This window comes from Actinomycetota bacterium, assembly GCA_014360645.1.
Classification (GTDB): Bacteria; Actinomycetota; Geothermincolia; order Geothermincolales; family RBG-13-55-18; genus Solincola_B.
On sequence record JACIXD010000006.1, the window covers coordinates 18,370 to 36,200 of the forward strand.

The 17,831-nt window shown below is 67.6% G+C and carries 19 protein-coding genes and 1 pseudogene; all 20 read left to right on the forward strand.

Annotated features, from left to right (window positions below):
• Position 1: 1 nt before the first annotated feature.
• A complete protein-coding gene (gene flgC, locus H5T74_06690; protein ID MBC7230062.1) occupies positions 2-421 on the forward strand; it encodes a flagellar basal body rod protein FlgC in 420 nt (139 codons plus the stop codon).
• 15 nt (positions 422-436) lie between these two features.
• The gene (gene fliE / locus H5T74_06695; GenBank protein MBC7230063.1) at positions 437-736 is read left to right on the forward strand and encodes a flagellar hook-basal body complex protein FliE; all 300 of its coding nucleotides are present in this window, start codon (positions 437-439) and stop codon (positions 734-736) included.
• 88 nt (positions 737-824) lie between these two features.
• Positions 825-2,351, forward strand: coding sequence for a flagellar M-ring protein FliF (fliF, locus tag H5T74_06700; protein MBC7230064.1), 1,527 nt, complete (start codon positions 825-827; stop codon positions 2,349-2,351).
• A 37-nt stretch (positions 2,352-2,388) separates the two neighbouring features.
• Complete coding sequence (fliG, locus tag H5T74_06705; GenBank protein ID MBC7230065.1) at positions 2,389-3,387, forward strand: flagellar motor switch protein FliG; 999 nt, start codon at positions 2,389-2,391, stop codon at positions 3,385-3,387.
• Entirely contained in the window at positions 3,384-4,106 is a 723-nt protein-coding gene (locus H5T74_06710) for a hypothetical protein (GenBank protein MBC7230066.1), read from the forward strand. Before fliG ends, H5T74_06710 begins: the two co-directional genes overlap by 4 nt.
• Positions 4,099-5,442, forward strand: a complete 1,344-nt coding sequence (gene fliI / locus H5T74_06715; protein MBC7230067.1) for a flagellar protein export ATPase FliI — start codon at positions 4,099-4,101, stop codon at positions 5,440-5,442. Before H5T74_06710 ends, fliI begins: the two co-directional genes overlap by 8 nt.
• Positions 5,443-5,521: 79 nt before the next feature.
• Entirely contained in the window at positions 5,522-5,980 is a 459-nt protein-coding gene (gene fliJ, locus H5T74_06720) for a flagellar export protein FliJ (protein ID MBC7230068.1), read from the forward strand.
• Positions 5,981-5,986: 6 nt separating this feature from the next.
• The gene (locus H5T74_06725) at positions 5,987-6,499 is read left to right on the forward strand and encodes a glucosaminidase domain-containing protein (protein MBC7230069.1); all 513 of its coding nucleotides are present in this window, start codon (positions 5,987-5,989) and stop codon (positions 6,497-6,499) included.
• A 22-nt stretch (positions 6,500-6,521) separates the two neighbouring features.
• Positions 6,522-7,040, forward strand: a complete 519-nt coding sequence (locus H5T74_06730) for a C40 family peptidase (protein MBC7230070.1) — start codon at positions 6,522-6,524, stop codon at positions 7,038-7,040.
• Positions 7,041-7,664: 624 nt separating this feature from the next.
• A complete protein-coding gene (locus H5T74_06735; GenBank protein ID MBC7230071.1) occupies positions 7,665-8,573 on the forward strand; it encodes a flagellar hook-length control protein FliK in 909 nt (302 codons plus the stop codon).
• A 14-nt stretch (positions 8,574-8,587) separates the two neighbouring features.
• Positions 8,588-8,788 (forward strand): annotated as a pseudogene (locus tag H5T74_06740) (flagellar biosynthesis protein FlgD).
• A gap of 229 nt (positions 8,789-9,017) precedes the next feature.
• Complete coding sequence (locus H5T74_06745) at positions 9,018-9,389, forward strand: hypothetical protein (protein ID MBC7230072.1); 372 nt, start codon at positions 9,018-9,020, stop codon at positions 9,387-9,389.
• 147 nt (positions 9,390-9,536) lie between these two features.
• A complete protein-coding gene (locus tag H5T74_06750) occupies positions 9,537-10,769 on the forward strand; it encodes a flagellar hook protein FlgE (protein MBC7230073.1) in 1,233 nt (410 codons plus the stop codon).
• A 60-nt stretch (positions 10,770-10,829) separates the two neighbouring features.
• Entirely contained in the window at positions 10,830-11,171 is a 342-nt protein-coding gene (locus tag H5T74_06755) for a flagellar FlbD family protein (protein MBC7230074.1), read from the forward strand.
• Between the two features lie 63 nt (positions 11,172-11,234).
• Complete coding sequence (locus H5T74_06760) at positions 11,235-12,047, forward strand: motility protein A (GenBank protein ID MBC7230075.1); 813 nt, start codon at positions 11,235-11,237, stop codon at positions 12,045-12,047.
• 75 nt (positions 12,048-12,122) lie between these two features.
• A complete protein-coding gene (locus H5T74_06765; GenBank protein MBC7230076.1) occupies positions 12,123-13,010 on the forward strand; it encodes an OmpA family protein in 888 nt (295 codons plus the stop codon).
• A 217-nt stretch (positions 13,011-13,227) separates the two neighbouring features.
• A complete protein-coding gene (gene fliM / locus H5T74_06770) occupies positions 13,228-14,211 on the forward strand; it encodes a flagellar motor switch protein FliM (protein MBC7230077.1) in 984 nt (327 codons plus the stop codon).
• A gap of 138 nt (positions 14,212-14,349) precedes the next feature.
• Positions 14,350-15,072 carry a (d)CMP kinase gene (locus H5T74_06775; GenBank protein MBC7230078.1) on the forward strand — a complete coding sequence of 241 codons (723 nt, stop codon included), beginning with the start codon at positions 14,350-14,352 and terminating at the stop codon, positions 15,070-15,072.
• Positions 15,069-16,403, forward strand: coding sequence for a DUF512 domain-containing protein (locus tag H5T74_06780; protein MBC7230079.1), 1,335 nt, complete (start codon positions 15,069-15,071; stop codon positions 16,401-16,403). Before H5T74_06775 ends, H5T74_06780 begins: the two co-directional genes overlap by 4 nt.
• On the forward strand, positions 16,393-17,730 hold the full coding sequence (gene der, locus H5T74_06785) for a ribosome biogenesis GTPase Der (protein ID MBC7230080.1): 1,338 nt from the start codon (positions 16,393-16,395) through the stop codon (positions 17,728-17,730). The genes H5T74_06780 and der overlap by 11 nt, the downstream gene beginning before the upstream one ends.
• Positions 17,731-17,831: the final 101 nt, after the last annotated feature.

The following is a 17,831-nucleotide window of genomic DNA, read 5'->3' on the forward strand; positions in this document are numbered from 1 at the left end:
GATGGGTATTTTCGGCTCCTTCGACATCAGCGCCTCCGGGCTCACCGCCAACCGCCTGTGGATGGACGTCATCGCCTCCAACATCGCCAACGCCCAGACCACCCGCACGCCCGAGGGCGGCCCCTACCGGCGGCGGGAGGTGGTCTTCTCCACGCGCGTCGCGGAGACCTCGCAGCCCGGCCTGGAGGGCGGACAGGGAGTGCGGGTGGTGGGGATAGTGGAGGACCAGAGCCCGCCCCAGCTCGTCTACGATCCCGATCACCCGGACGCGCGCGAGGACGGCTACGTGGAGATGCCCAACGTGAACGCGGTCACCGAGATGGTGGACATGCTGGTGGCGTCGCGGGCCTACGAGGCCAACGCGGCGGCCATGGAGGCCGCCAAGGCCATGCTCGGCCGGGCGCTGGACATCCTGAGGTAAGGAGGGAGAGAAGAGGTGAAGATCGCCCCCGTCAACCTGCAGCAGCAAGTCGCCAGGACGGTGGCGGAGGGAAGCGCTAAGGCCAGGGAGGGCGGGATCGACTTCAAGGCCGGGCTCAACCGAGCCATCGAGGGCCTGAACCGGGTCCAGAACGAGGCGGACGACATGGTGGCGAGGATGGTCACCGGGGAGGTGGACGACATCCACCAGGTTGTCCTCGCGGTGGAGAAGGCCAACCTCTCCATGCAGCTTGCGGTACAGGTGCGCAACAAGGTGCTGGAGGCATACCAGGAGATCATGCACATGCAGGTGTGAGAGACAGGACAGGGGACAGGTCTCCCGGGATTCCCGGGTCGAGGAGGAAACGGCAGTGAAGAGAGCGCGGCACGAGGAGTGACGGTAGATGCAGAGGTTGCTCGAGCAGTTGCGGAGGATGGCATCCCGATACACGGCGGGCCAGAAGGCGGCCGCGGTCCTCATCGCGGCCCTGCTGGGCGCGGGCATATATCTCCTGGTGGGCTACGCCTCGAAGCCCCAGTACCGCGTGCTCTTTTCCGGGCTCGAGGACCGCGACTCCGCCCAGGTGGTCGCCAAGTTGGACGAGATGAAGGTGGGCTACCGGCTGGAGGGCACTTCCGTGCTGGTGCCCGCGGGGGAGGTGGACAGGCTGCGCGTGCAGCTGGCGGCGGAGAACATCCCCTCGGGCGGCAAGGTCGGCTTCGAGATCTTCGACAAGTCGAGCTTCGGGGCCAGCGACTTCACCCAGAAGGTCAACTACCAGCGCGCCCTGGAGGGGGAGCTCTCCCGCACCATCTCCTCCATCGACCAGGTGCAGTCAGCGGTGGTGCACATCGCCATGCCCGAGGAGAGCATCTTCACCTCGCAGGAAAACTCCGCCACCGCCTCCGTGCTCATCTCGCTGCGGGGGGGAGCTTCCCTGGAGAAAAGGCAGGTGGAGGGGATCAGGAACCTGGTGGCGCGGGCGGTGGAGGGCCTGAGCCCGGAGAACGTGAGCGTGGTGGACAGCGAGGGCAACCCCCTCTTTGCGGGGGACGACGGCGCCGCCCTGGCGGCGGACCGCCTGCAGACCACGCGCAGCTACGAATCCTACATGGAGGCCTCGCTGCAGCAGATACTCAACCGCGTGGTGGGAAGCGGCAAGGGGGTGGTCAAGGTGAGCCTCGAGCTGGACCTTGCGACGAGGACCACCCAGACGGAGAAATACGCCGCCCCCGCGGAGGGCGGTCTCCCGAGTTCCCAGGAGACCAGCGAGGAGATATACAACAACGGCGCCGGTTCCGCCACGGGGGTGCCGGGCACGGGCTCCAATATCCCCGACTACACCACCGTGACCCCGGGCGCCGGGAACGCCGCCTATTCGAAGAAGGAGAGCAGCGTCACCTACGACAACAACCGCACCGTAACCGAGGAGACCGAGCCGCCTGGAAAGATCACCGGCATGAGCATCGCGGTGCTGGTGGACGAGAGCGTGGACGCCGACAGCGTCTACGCCCTGCAGGAGGCGCTTGCGGCGGCGGCGGGGCTGGACGAGAGGCGGGGCGACACCATCAGCGTGCAGTCGGTGCCCTTCGACACCTCCTACCAAGAGGAGGTGGAGGCGCAGCTCGCGAAGGCCCAGAGCGGCGAGAGGCTCTGGAAGATGGTCAAGACGGGCCTGCTGGCGCTGGCGGCCCTGGCGGCGGCGGTGTTTCTGTTCCTCAAGCTCAAAAAGGTGAGGAAGCGGCTGGAGGAGCTCCCCGAACTCGAGGCCAGGGACACCCTGGCTCTGGAGGAGGCCGCGGAGGGGGCACGGGCGCTCATGGGCCGCACGGCGAAGTCCCCCATGCTCAGCTCGCTGGAGATGCTGGCAGCCCAGAAGCCGGACGAGATGGCCAGACTGCTGAAGGCGCTGATACACGAGAGGAGCTGAAGGAGGGAGGAGTTTGGACGTATCCACCCATCACGGCATGAGCAACGAGAGGAAGGCGGCCATCCTTCTGGTGTCGCTCTCGCCCGAGGTCTCCTCCAAGGTCATGCAGCACCTCTCGGAGGAGGAGATCGAGACCCTCACCCTGCAGATAGCCAACCTCACCCGGATCACCAAGGAGGAGCGCGAGCACGTCATCGAGACCTTCTACCACAGGTGCCTGGCGGAGGGCGAGATCGCCGGCGGAGGGTTCAACTACGCCAGGGAGCTGCTGGAAAAGGCCCTGGGGCCCAAAAAGGCGCAGTACATCCTGGAGAAGCTGAGCACCTCGGTGAGGGTCACCCCCATGTCCTTCATCCAGGACGTGGACATCAAGCAGGTGGCGGCGCTGCTCATGAACGAGCATCCCCAGACCATCGCCATCGTGCTCGCCAACATCTCCGCACAGCACGCCGCGGCCATCCTCTCCTCCCTGCCCCAGGAGCTATCGGTGGAGGTGGCCATGCGCCTGGCCATCATGGACAAGGCCTCCCCGGACGTGGTCTTCAGCATCGAGCGCGTGCTGGAGAAGAAGCTCGCCGGCTCGCTCATGCGCAGCATCGACGACGAGGTGAGCGGGGGCATCAAGGCCCTGGTGGAGATCCTCAACAACGTGGACCGCGCCACGGAGAAGACCATCCTCGAGGCCTTCGGGAACAAGAACCCCGAGCTGGCCGAGGAGGTGAAGAAGCTCATGTTCGTCTTCGAGGACATCGTCACCCTCGACGATGTGGCGGTGCAGAAGGTGCTCCAGGACGTGGAGACCAAGGAGCTGGCGCTGGCGTTGAAGGGCACCTCCGTGGAGGTGCGCGAAAAGATCACCAGGAACCTCTCGGAGCGGGCGGCGGAGATGCTGGAGGAGGAGATAGAGTACATGGGCCCCGTGCGTCTCAAGCAGGTGGAGGAGGCGCAGCAGGGCATCGTGGCCAAGATAAGGGCTCTCGAGGAGGCGGGGGAGATCATCATCGCCAGGGGAGCGGATGACGAGGTCGTGGTATGAGCGGGACGGCGGTGAGCGGCTTGGGCGTGGAGACCGGCGAGACATCCCCGCACGAGAGGAGGCGCATACGCGGAAAAGTGCTGCCCCGCGTGGAGGTGCTGGGAGTGGTGAGCGTGCCGGCGGTGGAGCCCTGCTCGGACGAGGAGGACTTGCAGCGCCGCCACGCTCAGGACGAGGGATACGAGGTCCTAGAAAGGGAGATCCTGGAAAGCGCCAGGGAGGCCGCCAGGGAGGAGGGCTTCCGGGCCGGCTACCGGGACGGCCGCGAACAGGCCATGGGCGAGCTGCGCGGCCTGGTGGGAGCCCTGGAGACGGTACGCAGGGGACTGGAGAACAGCCGGGCGGAGATGCTGCGAGAGCTGGAGCGCGAGATAACCGCCCTGGCCCTGGAGATAGCGGAGAAGCTGGCGCTCCAGGAGATCACCGCGAACCCGGAGGCGGTGCGCAACCTGGTGCGGCGGGTGATAGAGAGGGCGGGAGAGAAGCGGTCGCTGCGCGTGCGCTTGAGCCCGGAGGATTGCCGCAGGCTAAGGGAGGGGAGGAAGGAGCTCCTGGCCAGCCTGGTGGAGGTGGGAGACCTAGACCTGGTGGAGGACGAGAGTCTCTCGGTGGGGGACTGCGTGGTGGAGACCTCCTCGGGGATCGTGGACGCCCGCCTTGAGCGTCGCGTGGAGCGGGTGAGGTCGTCGGTGATGGAGGGGGAGGACGCGGATGGTTGACGAGGCCGCCGTGCATTTCCTCAGCGGAGGCATCAGGCGTGCCCTGGAGCGCGTGCGAGAGGCCGACCCCCTGCTCTACCTGGGAAAGGTGGAACGGGTGGTGGGATTGATCATCGAGGCCAGCGGCCCCGAGGGATGCATAGGCGAGCTCTGCCTGGTGAGAGACCGTTCCGGAAAGACGCTGCTCATGGCGGAGGTGGTGGGCTTCAAGGAGGGCAAGGTCATGCTCATGCCCCTGAGCACACCCCACGGGGTCGGTCCGGGGTGCGAGGTGCTGGCCCTGGGGAAGCCCCTGCAGGTCCCGGTGGGAGAGGCGCTGCGCGGCAGGGTACTGGACGGCCTGGGGAGGCCGGCGGATGGCAGGCCCCTGGAGGGGCGTTTCGAGATGCGGCCGGTGGAGAACGACCCCCCGCACCCCCTGGCCAGGAGGCGCATATGCGAGCCCCTGGGGCTGGGGGTGAGGGCCATCGACGGACTGCTCACCTGCGGCAAGGGGCAGCGCATGGGGATCTTCGCGGGGAGCGGGGTGGGCAAGAGCACCCTCATGGGCATGATCGCCCGCTATACCCAGGCGGACGTGAACGTCATCGCCCTGGTGGGGGAGAGGGGCAGGGAGGTGCGGGAGTTCATCGAGCGCGACCTGGGCGCGGAGGGGCTGGAGCGCTCGGTGGTGGTGGTGGCCACCAGCGACGAGCCCGCCATGATCAGGCTGAAGGCGGCTCTGGCGGCCACCAGCATCGCGGAGCATTTCCGCGACCTGGGCATGGACGTGCTCTTCATGCTCGACTCCGTCACCCGCTTCGCCATGGCCCAGCGTGAGGTGGGGCTGACGGTGGGGGAGCCGCCCACCACCCGCGGCTACCCGCCCTCGGTTTTCGCCATGCTCCCCCGGCTCATGGAGAGGACCGGCTGCGGGGACCGCGGCACCATCACCGCCCTCTACACCATCTTGGTGGAAGGCGACGACATGAACGAGCCCATCGCCGACACCTCGCGCTCCATCCTCGACGGGCACATCGTGCTCTCCAGGGACCTGGCGGCGAGGAACCACTACCCGGCGGTGGACATCCTGGCCAGCGTGAGCCGCCTGGCCACGGAGGTCATCGACGGCGATCACCGCGCAGCCGCCGACTGGCTGAGGAGGACCCTGGCGGTGTACCGCGACGCCGAGGACCTCATCAACATCGGCGCCTACCGCCACGGCTCCAACCCCGAGATCGACTACGCCATCGCCCATATCCGGGATATAGAGGGTTACCTGTGCCAGGGAGTTGAGGAGAGGTGTACCTGGGAGGAAGCGGTGGAGGGGCTGAAGAGGCTGCGGGGGAGTGAGTGAAGGTGAGGTCACGGCTTTGTTGGGCGGTCCGTCGTCCGGGTCTTTCATTTGCAGATGTGACTCGAGGGAGTGAGTGAAGGTGAAGAGGTTCGAGTTCCGCCTCGAGCCGGTCAGGCGCTACCGGGCCGGAGTGGAGAAGGAGAGGAAGCGCGAGTTCGCGGAGGCGCAGGCGGCCTACGACAGGGAGCTGGCGGAGCTCCGGAGGCTGCGGGACGAGGAGGCCCGGGTGGGGGAAGAGCTGCGCCGGGAGCTCAGGGGCAGGTGCGACGCCGAGCGCGTTAGGGCGGGGGAGATCCGCCTGGACCTCCTGCACCTGCGCATCGAAAAACAGGAGGCCAGGGTGCGCGAGGCCTTGCGGCACCTGGAGGAGAGGCGCCGGGCGCTGCTGGAGGCCGCCAGGGAGCGCAAGGTGATGGACAGGCTGCGCGAGCTGAGGTGGGAGGACCACCTCTACGAGATGGGCCGCGAGGAACAGGGATTCCTTGACGAGGTGGCCGGGGGCCGCTTCATCCTGAGAAGGCTTGCGGCGGAGGAGTGAACGGCGATGGTCGAGGGCATCGAGGCGGTACGGGCAAGGATAGCGGCCATCGAGAGCCGTCTGCAGGCGCTGGCGGGCCGCGATTTCGCCTCCCTTCTCGAGGCCGCGGGCGCTTCGAGGTCGGCGTCATCCTCCTTCGTGGCCGCTTCCGGCCGGTCCGTCTCCGAGAGGGCGGGCAGGCTGGAGGCCTACATGCGCTCGCATAATTACAACCCCGCCCTGGCCGCCGAGGCGCGGAGCTTCGTGGAGGCGGCGGACGCCTACGGCATGGACTGGAGGCTGGCGGCGGCCCTGGCGGCGGTGGAGTCCTCGGGGGGCAGGGAGTGCTTCCGTCCCCATAACCCCTTCGGCATCCTGGGGCGCGATTTCGCCTCTTTCCGGGAGGCGGTTTACGAGGTGAACCGCCTGGTGCGCAGCTACGGGTTCGGGAACGACATCCGGGCCATACTGTCGAAATACAACCCCACCGGCGGCGAGGGATATATCCGCACGGTGCTCCGAGAGATGGAGAAGATGTGAGAGGGGGAGGAACGGCGGGGTCATGGAAGGTATTTCCAGAGTGATGTCGCGCATAGCGGAGATCGAAGCCCGGCTGCAGAGCTTGAGCGGGGCGTACGCCGCCCTGCCCTCCGCCGCGGCGGAGAGCTCCGCGTTCTCCTTCGCCTCCCTGCTGTCGAGGGCGGATGCCTCGCGGGGACAGGCGGTGGTCAACGAGGCCATGCGCTACCTGGGGGTGCCCTACGTGTACGGAGGGGGAAGCCCCAGCGGCTTCGACTGTTCCGGGCTGGTGCAGTACGTCTTCCGCAAGTTCGGGGTCAACCTCACCCATTACACCGTGACCCAGGCCCAGGCGGGCACCCCGGTATCCCGCAGCGAGCTGCGCCCCGGGGACGTCATCTTCTTCGGGGAGAACGGAGGCACCGGCTTCCTCTACCACGTCGGCATATACGTGGGGAACAACAGCTTCATCCATGCCCCCCATACCGGGGACGTGGTGAAGATATCTCGGCTGGAGGGCAAATACGATGCCAACTACGCCTGCGCGCGCAGGTACCTGTAGCCGCTCGCCGTCGGGACGCGGCGGCGCCGTCATGCTCGGCCCGTTGTCCGGCTGCGCGAGCGGCCCGAGCAAGGGCTTATGCCCGGAGGAAAGGAGGTGATGAGGATGGCGCAGGTGATGGCCATGCCTGGAACGGAGGAAAAGGCCTCTTCCGCGTTGGCCATCGGAAAGTGCCGCCCTGCCCGACGCCGCGAGGTGGAGACGCTCCCCTTCCACTCCTGGCTGCAGGGACTGGCAGGATGCGGACGGGAGGAGGCCGTCGGCGCCCGGGGACGGCAAGACGGTTTGCTCCGCGGCAGCCGCGGCGAGTGCGATGCGGAAGGCCCGGAAAGCCTTTCCGTGTCAAGGATCGCCTGGCGCGAGGAAACGGCCGCAGGAGATGACTCGGATGCCGGCGCGGTTTTAGAGATGGGGCACGGAGCCCCCGCGCGGCTCGCTCACGCGCTGGCGGCACCCCGGGATACGCTCATGACCGCGGCGGGCGGGGACAGGCCGGCGGGCTCGCCGTGGAACGCGGGCCGCAGGCCGGCGGAGGTGCCGGGCTTTCCTGTACGAGGAGCCGGGGACGCCGATCCGGTCCAGGGACCGCCGGTGTCGCCGGTCGATGATCGCGGAACCACGCGTTTGGTCACGGCAGAGGTTATCGTGACGGCCGCCCCGGCGGGGTCGGAAAGCGAGGCAAGCGCCGCCGCGGAGGTTAGGGACGCGGCGCCCTCTCCGGCGGAGCTCGCGGCCGGTGAGGTATCGGCGGAGAGCGAAGGGGAGAGGACCACCCGGCCCGGCACGCACCTCGCGACGCTTCCCGATATGAACGGTCACGCGGCGAGGCCGACTGCCCAGGAACGCGCGGCAGCCGGCGCTCCACGCGATAGGGCCGCGCTGGAGCCGGAGGCAACGGCGAACGCCACCGGCCGCGAGGCCGCGGGGGAGGACCGTGCATGCAGCACGGCGGCGGGCGGCGGCGAGAGACCGCATGCCCGACACGGCATCGCCGCCGGCCACGAGAGGGCGACGAGGCCTTCCGCCGCCGACGTGGTCTCGGGCTTGCGGGCGAAGACGGATGCGAGGGAAGACCCCGGCTTCCATGCCCGGTTGTCGGGTACGGAGGCGCGGGAGACCTACGCAGGCCGCGCGGAGGCCCGCATGCTCGAGCTGCGCGACCGCGTCGTGGCCGCCGCCAGGACGGTCAGCCGGGGAGAGACGGTGAGAGCACAGCTCAAGCTGGTGCCCGAATCCCTGGGGAAGCTGGAGCTGGAGGTGGAATGGAACGGCGGGGTGACGGTGCGACTCACCGCCCACACCGGAGCAGCCTTCGAGGCCATGCAGAGGGAGCTGCCGCAGTTGCGCGCCGCGCTGCTGGCCGCCGGGCTGGACCTCGACGGACTGCATCTGGGAATGGAGGGAGGAAGCGCGCGCGGAGAGACGGCCGCGCGGCGCGGTTCGGCGGGCGCGAGGCGCGTGGCGGCCGGGGCGGAGGCAGCGGTCTCCGCGGTGCGCCCGGCACACGACGGGATACTGGACATCGAGGCGTGAAAGGAGGGACGTACATGCAGGTGAGCGCGAACACGGGGGCGGTCTTCTCCGCCTATTCCGGAACCGCGAGCGCGGAAAGCCGCTCGAAGGAGCTGGGGAAAGACGCCTTCCTGCGGCTGCTGGTGGAACAGCTCAAGAACCAGGACCCCTTCAAGCCCCTGGACAACGGCGAGTTCCTCTCCCAACTGGCTCAGTTCAGGAGCCTGGAGCAGCTGCAGACTCTGGAGAACTCCCTGAGCACCCTGACCATGATGATGGCCGTGGAGCAGGGGATAGGGCTGCTGGGCAAGAAGGTGGAGGGCACCGGCGCGGCGGGGGAGAGGCTCGCGGGGACGGTGCAGGCGCTCCGCTTCGACGGCGAGGACATCGTGGTATGCCTGGAGGAGGGCGAGCTCGCCCTGGGTGAAGTGGAGAGGATAAGCGCCTGAGACGGGAGGTTCAGGGATGAACGTGAACGGGATACCCGGAGACGTGGCGGCCGGGAGCGGCATGTCGGCGACGCGGCCGTCGCGGGCGGCCGGAGGGCCTTCATTCCAGGAACAGCTGCGGGAGAGCGCGTTGCGGTTCACCCGCCATGCCGAGGAGAGGCTGCAGCGGCGCAGCATATCCCTGGACGGAAGGGACATGGCGCGCTTGGAGGAGGCGGTAAGGGCGGCCGAGAGCAAGGGTGCGGTGAACTCGCTGGTGCTCATGGACGGCCTGGCCCTGGTGGTGAACGTGGCCACGCGCAACGTGGTGACGGCCTGCGAGCGGGAGGCGCTGCGCGACGGCGTGTTCACCAACATCGACAGCGCGGTGATCGTGCGCGGCTCCTGAGCGCGGACGCGTGCTGGAAAAGGCACGGAAGCACGGACAGGTAAGAGCGCCGGAAGGCGCGGACGGCAAGGCAAGAGGTCATGACGACGGAGGGCCGGACCTCCTGCGAGGGGGCTTTCCGCCGGAGCGAAGGAGGTAGATGTAGAGATGATGCGATCCATGTTCAGCGGCGTTTCCGGGCTGCGCAACCACCAGACCATGATGGACGTGGTCGGGAACAACATCGCCAACGTGAACACGGTGGGGTTCAAGTCCAGCCAGCTGAGCTTCCAGGACGCCCTCTGCCAGACCATCAGGGGGGCGAAGTCCTCGGGGACCAGCACCGGGGGCACCAACCCCATCCAGATCGGGTTGGGGGTCAAGCTGGCGCTGGTGAGCACCAATTTCTCCCAGGGCTCACTGCAGAACACCGGCCGCATGACCGACCTCTCCATACAGGGAGACGGGTTCTTCGTGCTCTCCGACGGGGGCGGCCAGTATTACACCCGGGCCGGGTACTTCAGCTTCGACGCGCAGGGGAAGCTCATCAACCCTTCCAACGGCTACGTGGTGCAGGGATGGATGGCGGACTCCAGCGGCCGCATCGACACCAACACCGCGCTGACCTCAATCAGCATCCCCGTGGGCCAGACCATGCCTCCCAGCGCCACCACCACCATCAGGTACCAGGGGAACCTGCCCTCAGACGCCTCGGTAGGCGACTCATTCGTCACCGAGATCAACGTGCGGGATTCCCAGGGCATGGCGCACGCCGTCACCATGACCTTCACCAAGGCGGGCGTCAATTCCTGGGACTGGGAGGCCACGGGACCGGCGGGCATCTCCGGCAACACCGGCACCCTCTCTTTCGACAGCGACGGCCTGCTCACCGGCTCCACGGGAGGGCCCATCCAGTTCACCCCCGCGGGGGCGGGCACGGTGAGCATCGTTCCGGACTTCGGCACCGCGGGGTCCACCAACGGGGTGACCCAGTTCGCCTCCGCGTCCACGGTGGCCGCGGTGTACCAGGACGGCTACGCCACCGGGAGCCTGCAGAGCATCACCATCAGCGACAACGGCGTGCTGGCGGGGTTCTTCTCCAACGGGCTCAACCTGAGGCTGGCGCAGATCGCCGTGTGCGTGTTCAACAACCCCGAGGGGCTGATCAAGGTGGGGGACAGCATGTACCGCGTCTCCAACAACTCCGGGGAGCCCCTGGTGGGGACGTCGGGTTCCGGGAACCGCGGGGTGATCACGGCGGGCACGCTGGAGATGTCCAACGTGGACCTGGCCCAGGAATTCACCAACATGATCATCGCAGAGAGAGGATTCCAGGCCAACTCGCGCATCATCACCTCGGCCGACCAGATGTTGCAGGACCTGGTGAACATCAAGAGGTAGGGATGAGGGACCGGAGGGAGGGGCGTTCCTCGCCCCTCCCGATCCCGGGAGGTGAAGGGATTGATAGAGGTAACGAGGTTCCACGACGAGCCGGCCATCATCAACGCCGAGCTCATCGAGATGATCGAGGCGCGCCCCGACACCATCATCACCATGACCACGGGGCGCAAGATCATCGTCACCGAGAGCGTGGAGGAGCTGGTGCAGAGGGTCATAGAGTACCGGCAGGCCATACGCCCCATCATCAGGACCAACGCCCCGGTGCTGCCCCTAGAGTGCCCCGCCAAGGCCTGCCCCCTGGACGTCATCCCGGGCGGAGGATGCGTGGAGGAGAGCGGGGCGGTACGGGACACGGAAGGCCCCGGGGAACCGGAGGCGGGTGAAGCCGTCAACGGAGGGTAGGCATTGGACATCACCATCCTGGCCGGCACGGTAATAGCTTTGGGCACCCTGTTGTGGGGGGTCATGGGCACGGGAGGCATCGGGCAGTATATAAACGTCCCCTCTCTGATCATCGTCGTCGGCGGCACGGTGGGGGCGACCCTCATGACCACCGACATGGCCACCGCCAAGTCCCTGCCCCACATGCTCAAGATCGCCTTCTTCAAGCAAAAGCTGGAGTCGCAGAAGGTCATAGAGGAGCTGGTGGGATACGCGGAGAAGGCGCGCCGCGAGGGCATCCTATCCCTGGACAAGGAGCTCAAGAACATCGACGACGCTTTCATGCACAAGGCGGTGCAGCTTCTGGTGGACGGCACCGCCCCGGAGCTCATCCGCGACATCCTGGAGACGGAGATCATCTTCCTGGAACAGCGGCACAACAACGGCATCAAGGTCTTCAGCGTGGCGGGATCCCTGGCCCCGGCCTTCGGCTTCCTGGGCACCCTCATCGGGCTCATCGCCATGCTGGTGAGGATGAGCGACCCCGAGACCCTGGGGCCGGCCATGGCCGTGGCCCTGGTCACCACCCTCTACGGAGTCATCCTTTCCAACATGGTCTTCATACCTCTGGGTGAGAAACTGAAGGCGCGCAACGAGGAGGAGATCAAGGCCAAAGAGATGATCATCGAGGGCATCATGTCCATCCAGTCGGGAGACAACCCGCGCATCGTGGCCGACAAGCTCAACACTTTCCTTCCCCCGCGCAGCCGTTCCGAGAAGGAGGGAAAGCCCGCGGGCAAGGGAGCCGGGAAAGCCGGCGCCGGGGGCGAGGGCGCCGGCAAGGGAGCCGGGAAAGAGGCGAAGAAGGGAAAGGAGGAGCTGAAGGAGGCGGTATAGCGCAGGGAGAGATCCGCGGCGCGGGGTTATGGTCCGAACAGGGAGCAGGAGAAGAGGTAGGGAATCTCAAGAGGAATGAGGGGAAAAAAGCGCAGGCAGCTCGAGGAACTGGGAGCAAGCTGGATGGCCAGCTACGGTGACATGATCACCCTGCTCCTCTGCTTCTTCATCATGCTCTTCGCCATGTCCACCCTCGACGCCCAGAAATGGAAGGCGCTAACGGAGTCCATCAAGGAGTCCTTCGGGGCGGAGGGAGTCAGCCTGCCGGAGGAGATGGAGATACCCGCGGAGGTCATCGTCCAGGAAGTGGTGGAGGTGGTGGAGGAGCAGATGAGCGGGGAGGAGGCCCTGGAACAGCTCCAGGAACTCGAGGAGCGCATCGACAGGTTCATCGCAGACATGGGCCTGGAGTCGGCCATCCAGACGGAGATAGAGGAGGTGGGCCTGGTCATCCGCATGAGCACGGACGAGATCCTCTTCGAGCTGGGGAGCGCGGAGCTCAAGCCCATGGCCATCTCCTTCCTGGACGCGGTGGCGGTGATCCTCAGGGAGACCGCAAACCAGGTCTGGGTGGAGGGCCACACCGACAACATCCCCATCCGGCCCGGGTTCAAGTACCCGAGCAACTGGGAGCTCTCCACCGCCCGGGCGTCCTCGGTGGTGCGACACCTCATCGACAACGGCGGCCTCCCCCCTGAGCGCATGCGGGCGGCGGGTTACGCCGACACCAAGCCGCGCTTCCCCAACGACAGCGAAGAACACCGCTACCTCAACCGCAGGGTGGAGATCGTCATCAAGCCCCTGGGGGACATGAGGATGGAATACCGGGAGTGGAAAGCCTCCGTGCAGGAAGGGGAAGGCGTACGCCGGGAGCCAGGGGAAAGACAAGAGACCCCTTCCGGCGAGGAGGAGGAAGGCGAGGAGGAGCAGCCGCCCGAGCAGAGCGGGCGCTTTCTTGAGTGACGCAGGCGGTAACGGATGTCAGATGATGACATGAACGGGATGCCATATTATACCATAATGAAGTCGGCCGCCGTACCGCCGGGGCGGGCGAGTTGGCGGGAGGTGCATCGGGCTGGAAGGTCTTGGGACTGCGCACGCCGGACGGCGCGTCTCGCCGGAGGACGGTATGCCGGGTCCGCGGGGCGGGCCCGGGTGAAAGGTGGGAGGTCTGGTTAAAGTGTCGGACGTGCTTTCTCAAGCGGAGATAGACGCCCTACTGGAGGGCATCAGCAAGGGCGAGATAGAGGCGGACGCGCACGAGCGCAAGACCTACCGCACCTACGACTTCCGGCGCCCCACCAAGTTCTCCAAGGACAACCTGCGCACCCTGCATTTCCTGCACGAGACCTTCGCGCGGCAGCTCTCCAGCGCCTTAGCCGGCTACCTCAGGACCAACGCCCGTTGCGTGCTGGGCTCCGTGGAACAGGTCACCTACGAGGAGTTCCTGCGCTCCCTGCCCTCCCCCACCCTGATCTGCATCTGCGACCTGGGGGCGCCGGAGAAACCCGTGGTCATGGAGATGAGCCTCTCGCTGGCCTTCGGCATCATCGACCGCATCCTCGGGGGTCCGGGGATGGGGGGCGTGCAGGAGAGGGAGCTCACGGAGATCGAGCAGGCCATCATCGAGGAGGTCCTGACCTTGGTGCTGGTGGAGCTCTCCAAGGCGTGGTCCACGGTGGTGGAGGCGGAGTTCCACCTCGAGAAGATGGAGGCGCATCCCCAGTTCGTGCAGGTGGTCTTCCCCACGGAGATAATCCTGGCCGTCTCTCTGGAGGCGGAGGTGGGCGCCAGCGAGGGGTTCATCAACTTCTGCATCCCCTTTACCAGCCTCCAGGAGATACTCGACGGTTTCAACACCGAAAAATGGCTCTCCAGCCGCCCCCGGGAAGAGGCGGTGAGGAGGCTGGCGGTAAGGGAGGACCTGGCCTCGGTGAGGGCTCCCCTGGTGGTGGAGCTGGGTCGGGCACGCATATCCCTCTCCGACCTCAAGAGCCTCAAGCCCGGTCAGGTCATACGCCTGGACAGCAGGGTGGACGACGCCGTGGTGGTGAAGATAGGACGAACCCCCGCCTACCTCGCCTGGCCCGGGACCTCCCGCGGGAAGATGGCCGTGCGCATCCAAGCCCGCATCGACGAGGAGGGCGTCGCGGACATGCGCTGAGTCCGCGCGGGACATCTCATAGCGCTCTCTCCCGCCGGCAGGCGGCCGCCCGCGACATCCGCGCGCATACCCCCCTCGAGGAAAAGACGCGTTATGGCACCGTCCGGCGGGCCGCGGCGCGGGTGCTATGATAGGGGCATGCGCAGGAGCGACCGGAACCAAAAGGGCGGCGTGGTGATCGCCATCGACGGACCCGCGGGAGCGGGCAAGAGCACCGTGGCCCGGGAGCTCGCCCGCCGGCTGGGCATGGGGTACCTGGACACGGGGGCCATGTACCGCGCCCTCACCCTGGAAGCGCTGCGCCGGCGCCTGGACCTGGAGGACGCGGAGGCGCTGTCGCGCCTTGCGTCTTCCCTGGAGCTGGAATCGGTGTTCCTCCCCGAGGAGAGCCCGCCCTACCGCGTGCTCGTGGGAGGCGAGGACGTCACCGCCGGGGTGAGGTCGCGGGAGGTCTCGGCGCACGTGTCGCAGGTGTCTTCCCACGCCGCGGTGCGCGCCGAGATGGTGCGCAAGCAGCGCGCCATGGCGGAGGGGCGCGACATGGTGGTGGAGGGCAGGGACGTGGGGACGGCGGTGTTCCCCCGCGCGCCGGTCAAGTTCTTCGTGACCGCCTCGGTGACGGAACGCGCCAGGAGGCGGCACCGCGAGCTGGTGATGGAGGGCCACGAGGTCTCCCTCCAGGCGGTGCGCGAGGAGATGGCGCGCCGGGACCTCCTGGACTCCACCCGCGAGACCGACCCCCTGCGCCGCGCCCCGGACGCGGAGGTGGTGGACACCACCGGCCTGAGCGTCTCCCGGGTGGTGGAGAGGCTGATGCGGAGAGTGCGGGAGAGGCTGGAGGAGGTGTCCGGCGAGCCATGAGCATCGCCACGAGGAGGCTCAAGAAGCGCCGCTGGACACCGCCGCGGGTGGAGGCGGTGCGGGTGGGGTCGCCCTGCGAGGGAGCGGTGGAAGAGGGTGACCTGCTGCTGGAGATCGGCGGGAGGCACCCCTTGGACGTACTGGACGTGCTCTTCCTGGGGGCGGAGGGCCGCGTGCGCCTGCGCTTGCGGCGCGGGGGCAGGGAGTTGACCCGGGTGATAAGGAAACCGCCCGAGCAGCCCCTCTCCCTCCTCTTCGACCGGGCGGTCTTCGACGGGGTGCGCCGCTGCGCCAACCGCTGCGTGTTCTGCTTCGTGGACCAGATGCCGCCGGGGCTGCGCGCCTCTCTCTACCTCAAGGACGACGACTACCGCCTCTCCTTTCTCCACGGCAACTTCATCACCCTCAACAACCTCACGCGCGGGGACGTGGAAAGGATAAGGAAGATGCGCATCTCGCCCCTCTACGTCTCCCTGCATGCCACCCGCCCCGCCCTGCGCGCGGAGCTCATGGGAGCCGGCGCGGAAAGGGGGCTTGCGGTGTTGAGGGAGCTCTTGGAGGCGGGACTGGAGGTACACCTGCAGGTGGTGGTGTGCCCGGGGATCAACGACGGCCGTGAGCTCGAGCGCACCTTCCGGGATGTGCTGGAGGATTATGGTAATGCATCCTCCCTGGCGGTGGTGCCCGTGGGCTTGACGCGCTTCGCCCACCGCCTGCCCCGCCCCCTGCGAGGCCACGACCCCCTCTCCGCGGCGGCGGTCCTAGAACTGGTGGAGGAGTCCCAGGCCTTGGCGCTTGAGAGATACGGGAGGCGCCTCTTCTTCGCCGCGGACGAGTTCTATCTCCTGGCGGGCAGGGAGTTCCCCCCCGAGGAGGATTACGAGGGTTATCCCCAGCTCGAGAACGGGGTGGGGACGGCGAGGAAGTTCCTGGAAGAGGCGGCGAGGGCCGCGCGGGAAGGCGAGTCTTTCTCGCCGCGCCGCGGCGTGCTCACGGGGACGCTGGGAGCGGCGGTGCTGGAGCGGGCGCTTGCGGAGGCGGAAACGGGAGCCGAGCTGGTGCGGGTGCGCAACCTTCTCCTGGGGGAGACGGTGACGGTGAGCGGGCTGCTGGCGGGGCGGGACGTGGTGTCCGCCCTGCGGGAGGCGCCTCCGAAGAGCGGCGAGCTGCTGCTGCCGGAGAGCGCGCTGCGGGAGGGCCGCTTCCTGGACGGCCTCACGCTTCTCGAGGTGGAGGAGGCGACGGGTTTCAGGATCGTCCCCTGTCCCGTTGACGGCGGCGAGTTCCTCGGACACCTGGCCGGCGAGAGAGGAGACGGAGATGCGCGCTGACCTTCCCCTGGTGGCGGTGGTGGGAAGGCCCAACGTGGGCAAGTCCACCCTGGTGAACCGCATGGTGGGGCACGGCGACGCCATCGTGGAGAGCAGGCCTGGCGTGACCAGGGACCGCAAATATTTCACCGCCTCCTGGAGGGGCAGGGATTTCCGCGTCGTGGACACCGGCGGCCTGGACCCGGCGGCGGAGGACGGGCTCGCGCAGGCGGTGGGCAGACAGGCCATGCTGGCGGTGCGGGAGGCGGATCTGGTGTTGATGATGGTGGACGCCTGCGAGGGGATCACCGCCGCCGACGAGGAGGTGGCGGAGGCCCTGCGCCGTGCGGGAAAGCCGGTCATCCTAGTGGCCAACAAGGTGGACAACCAGCGGCGCGAGGACGACGCCGTGGAATGGTATTCCCTGGGAATGGGGGATCCGTGGCCGGTGTCGGCCATGCACGGGCGCAACATCGGGGACCTCCTCGACGCGGTGGTGGATGCGCTCCCGGAGCCCCTGGAGGAGGGGGAGGATGAGGAGGAGGCCGAGGAGACGGTGGTGGCCATCGTGGGAAGGCCCAACGTGGGCAAGTCCACACTCTTCAACCGCCTCATCCGCGAGGAGCGCTCCATCGTCAGCGAGGTCCCCGGCACCACGCGGGACGCCGTCGATACCCGGGTGGAGGTGGAGGGCCGGGCTTACCGGTTCATCGACACCGCGGGCTGGCGGAGACGCACCCGCGTGAAGGAAGGGGTGGAGTTCTACAGCCTGGTCAGGGTATGGAGGGCCATCGACCGCGCCCAGGTGGTGCTGCTGGTGGTGGACGCCTCGCAGGGGGTGACCGAGCAGGACCAGAGGATAGCCGCGCGCATACGGGAGGACGGCCGCGCCTGCGTGGTGGTCCTCAACAAGTGGGACCGCGTGAAGGCGGAGGGGAACCCCGGGGAGGCCTTCGAGGACGCCCGCGAGGAGCTGCGCCACGTGGCCTACGCCCCCTTCCTCAGGGTGAGCGGGCTCACCGGCGCGGGGGTAAAGCGCATACTGCCGGCGGTGGACCGCGTGCGGAGCGCCTGGGAGTCGCGCGTGCAGACCTCGCACCTCAACGAGTTGCTGCACCGCGTCCTCTCCCAGACCCCGCCGCCCTCCCGCAGAGGCAGGCGTCTGCAGATCTATTACCTGACCCAGGCGAGGACCGCCCCCCCGCAGTTCGTGTTCTTCGTCAACCGCCCCGACCTCGCCGATCCCTCCTACGAGCGCTTCCTGGAGCGCAAGATCCGGGAGAGCTTCGACTTCGAGGGCTCTCCGCTGCGCATCGTGCTGCGCTCACGCCGCGCCGCGGAGAGATAAGGGATAGAGGGATCGAAGCCGCCTCCCTCCAGCAGGGATCCCCATTTCGGCACCAAGCGCACCTCATCCTCCACGGGCGTCGGAAACCATGTCCTCCTCGA

Bases quoted from the DNA above. Each gene is read 5' to 3' on its own strand.
- flgC (MBC7230062.1), top strand. From the start codon at position 2: ATGGGTATTTTCGGCTCCTTCGACATCAGCGCCTCCGGGCTCACCGCC.
- fliF (MBC7230064.1), top strand. From the start codon at position 825: ATGCAGAGGTTGCTCGAGCAGTTGCGGAGGATGGCATCCCGATACACG.
- fliG (MBC7230065.1), top strand. From the start codon at position 2,389: ATGAGCAACGAGAGGAAGGCGGCCATCCTTCTGGTGTCGCTCTCGCCC.
- H5T74_06710 (MBC7230066.1), top strand. From the start codon at position 3,384: ATGAGCGGGACGGCGGTGAGCGGCTTGGGCGTGGAGACCGGCGAGACA.
- fliI (MBC7230067.1), top strand. From the start codon at position 4,099: ATGGTTGACGAGGCCGCCGTGCATTTCCTCAGCGGAGGCATCAGGCGT.
- H5T74_06725 (MBC7230069.1), top strand. From the start codon at position 5,987: ATGGTCGAGGGCATCGAGGCGGTACGGGCAAGGATAGCGGCCATCGAG.
- H5T74_06730 (MBC7230070.1), top strand. From the start codon at position 6,522: ATGGAAGGTATTTCCAGAGTGATGTCGCGCATAGCGGAGATCGAAGCC.
- H5T74_06745 (MBC7230072.1), top strand. From the start codon at position 9,018: ATGAACGTGAACGGGATACCCGGAGACGTGGCGGCCGGGAGCGGCATG.
- H5T74_06750 (MBC7230073.1), top strand. From the start codon at position 9,537: ATGATGCGATCCATGTTCAGCGGCGTTTCCGGGCTGCGCAACCACCAG.
- H5T74_06760 (MBC7230075.1), top strand. From the start codon at position 11,235: ATGGGCACGGGAGGCATCGGGCAGTATATAAACGTCCCCTCTCTGATC.
- H5T74_06765 (MBC7230076.1), top strand. From the start codon at position 12,123: ATGAGGGGAAAAAAGCGCAGGCAGCTCGAGGAACTGGGAGCAAGCTGG.
- H5T74_06775 (MBC7230078.1), top strand. From the start codon at position 14,350: ATGCGCAGGAGCGACCGGAACCAAAAGGGCGGCGTGGTGATCGCCATC.
- H5T74_06780 (MBC7230079.1), top strand. From the start codon at position 15,069: ATGAGCATCGCCACGAGGAGGCTCAAGAAGCGCCGCTGGACACCGCCG.
- der (MBC7230080.1), top strand. From the start codon at position 16,393: ATGCGCGCTGACCTTCCCCTGGTGGCGGTGGTGGGAAGGCCCAACGTG.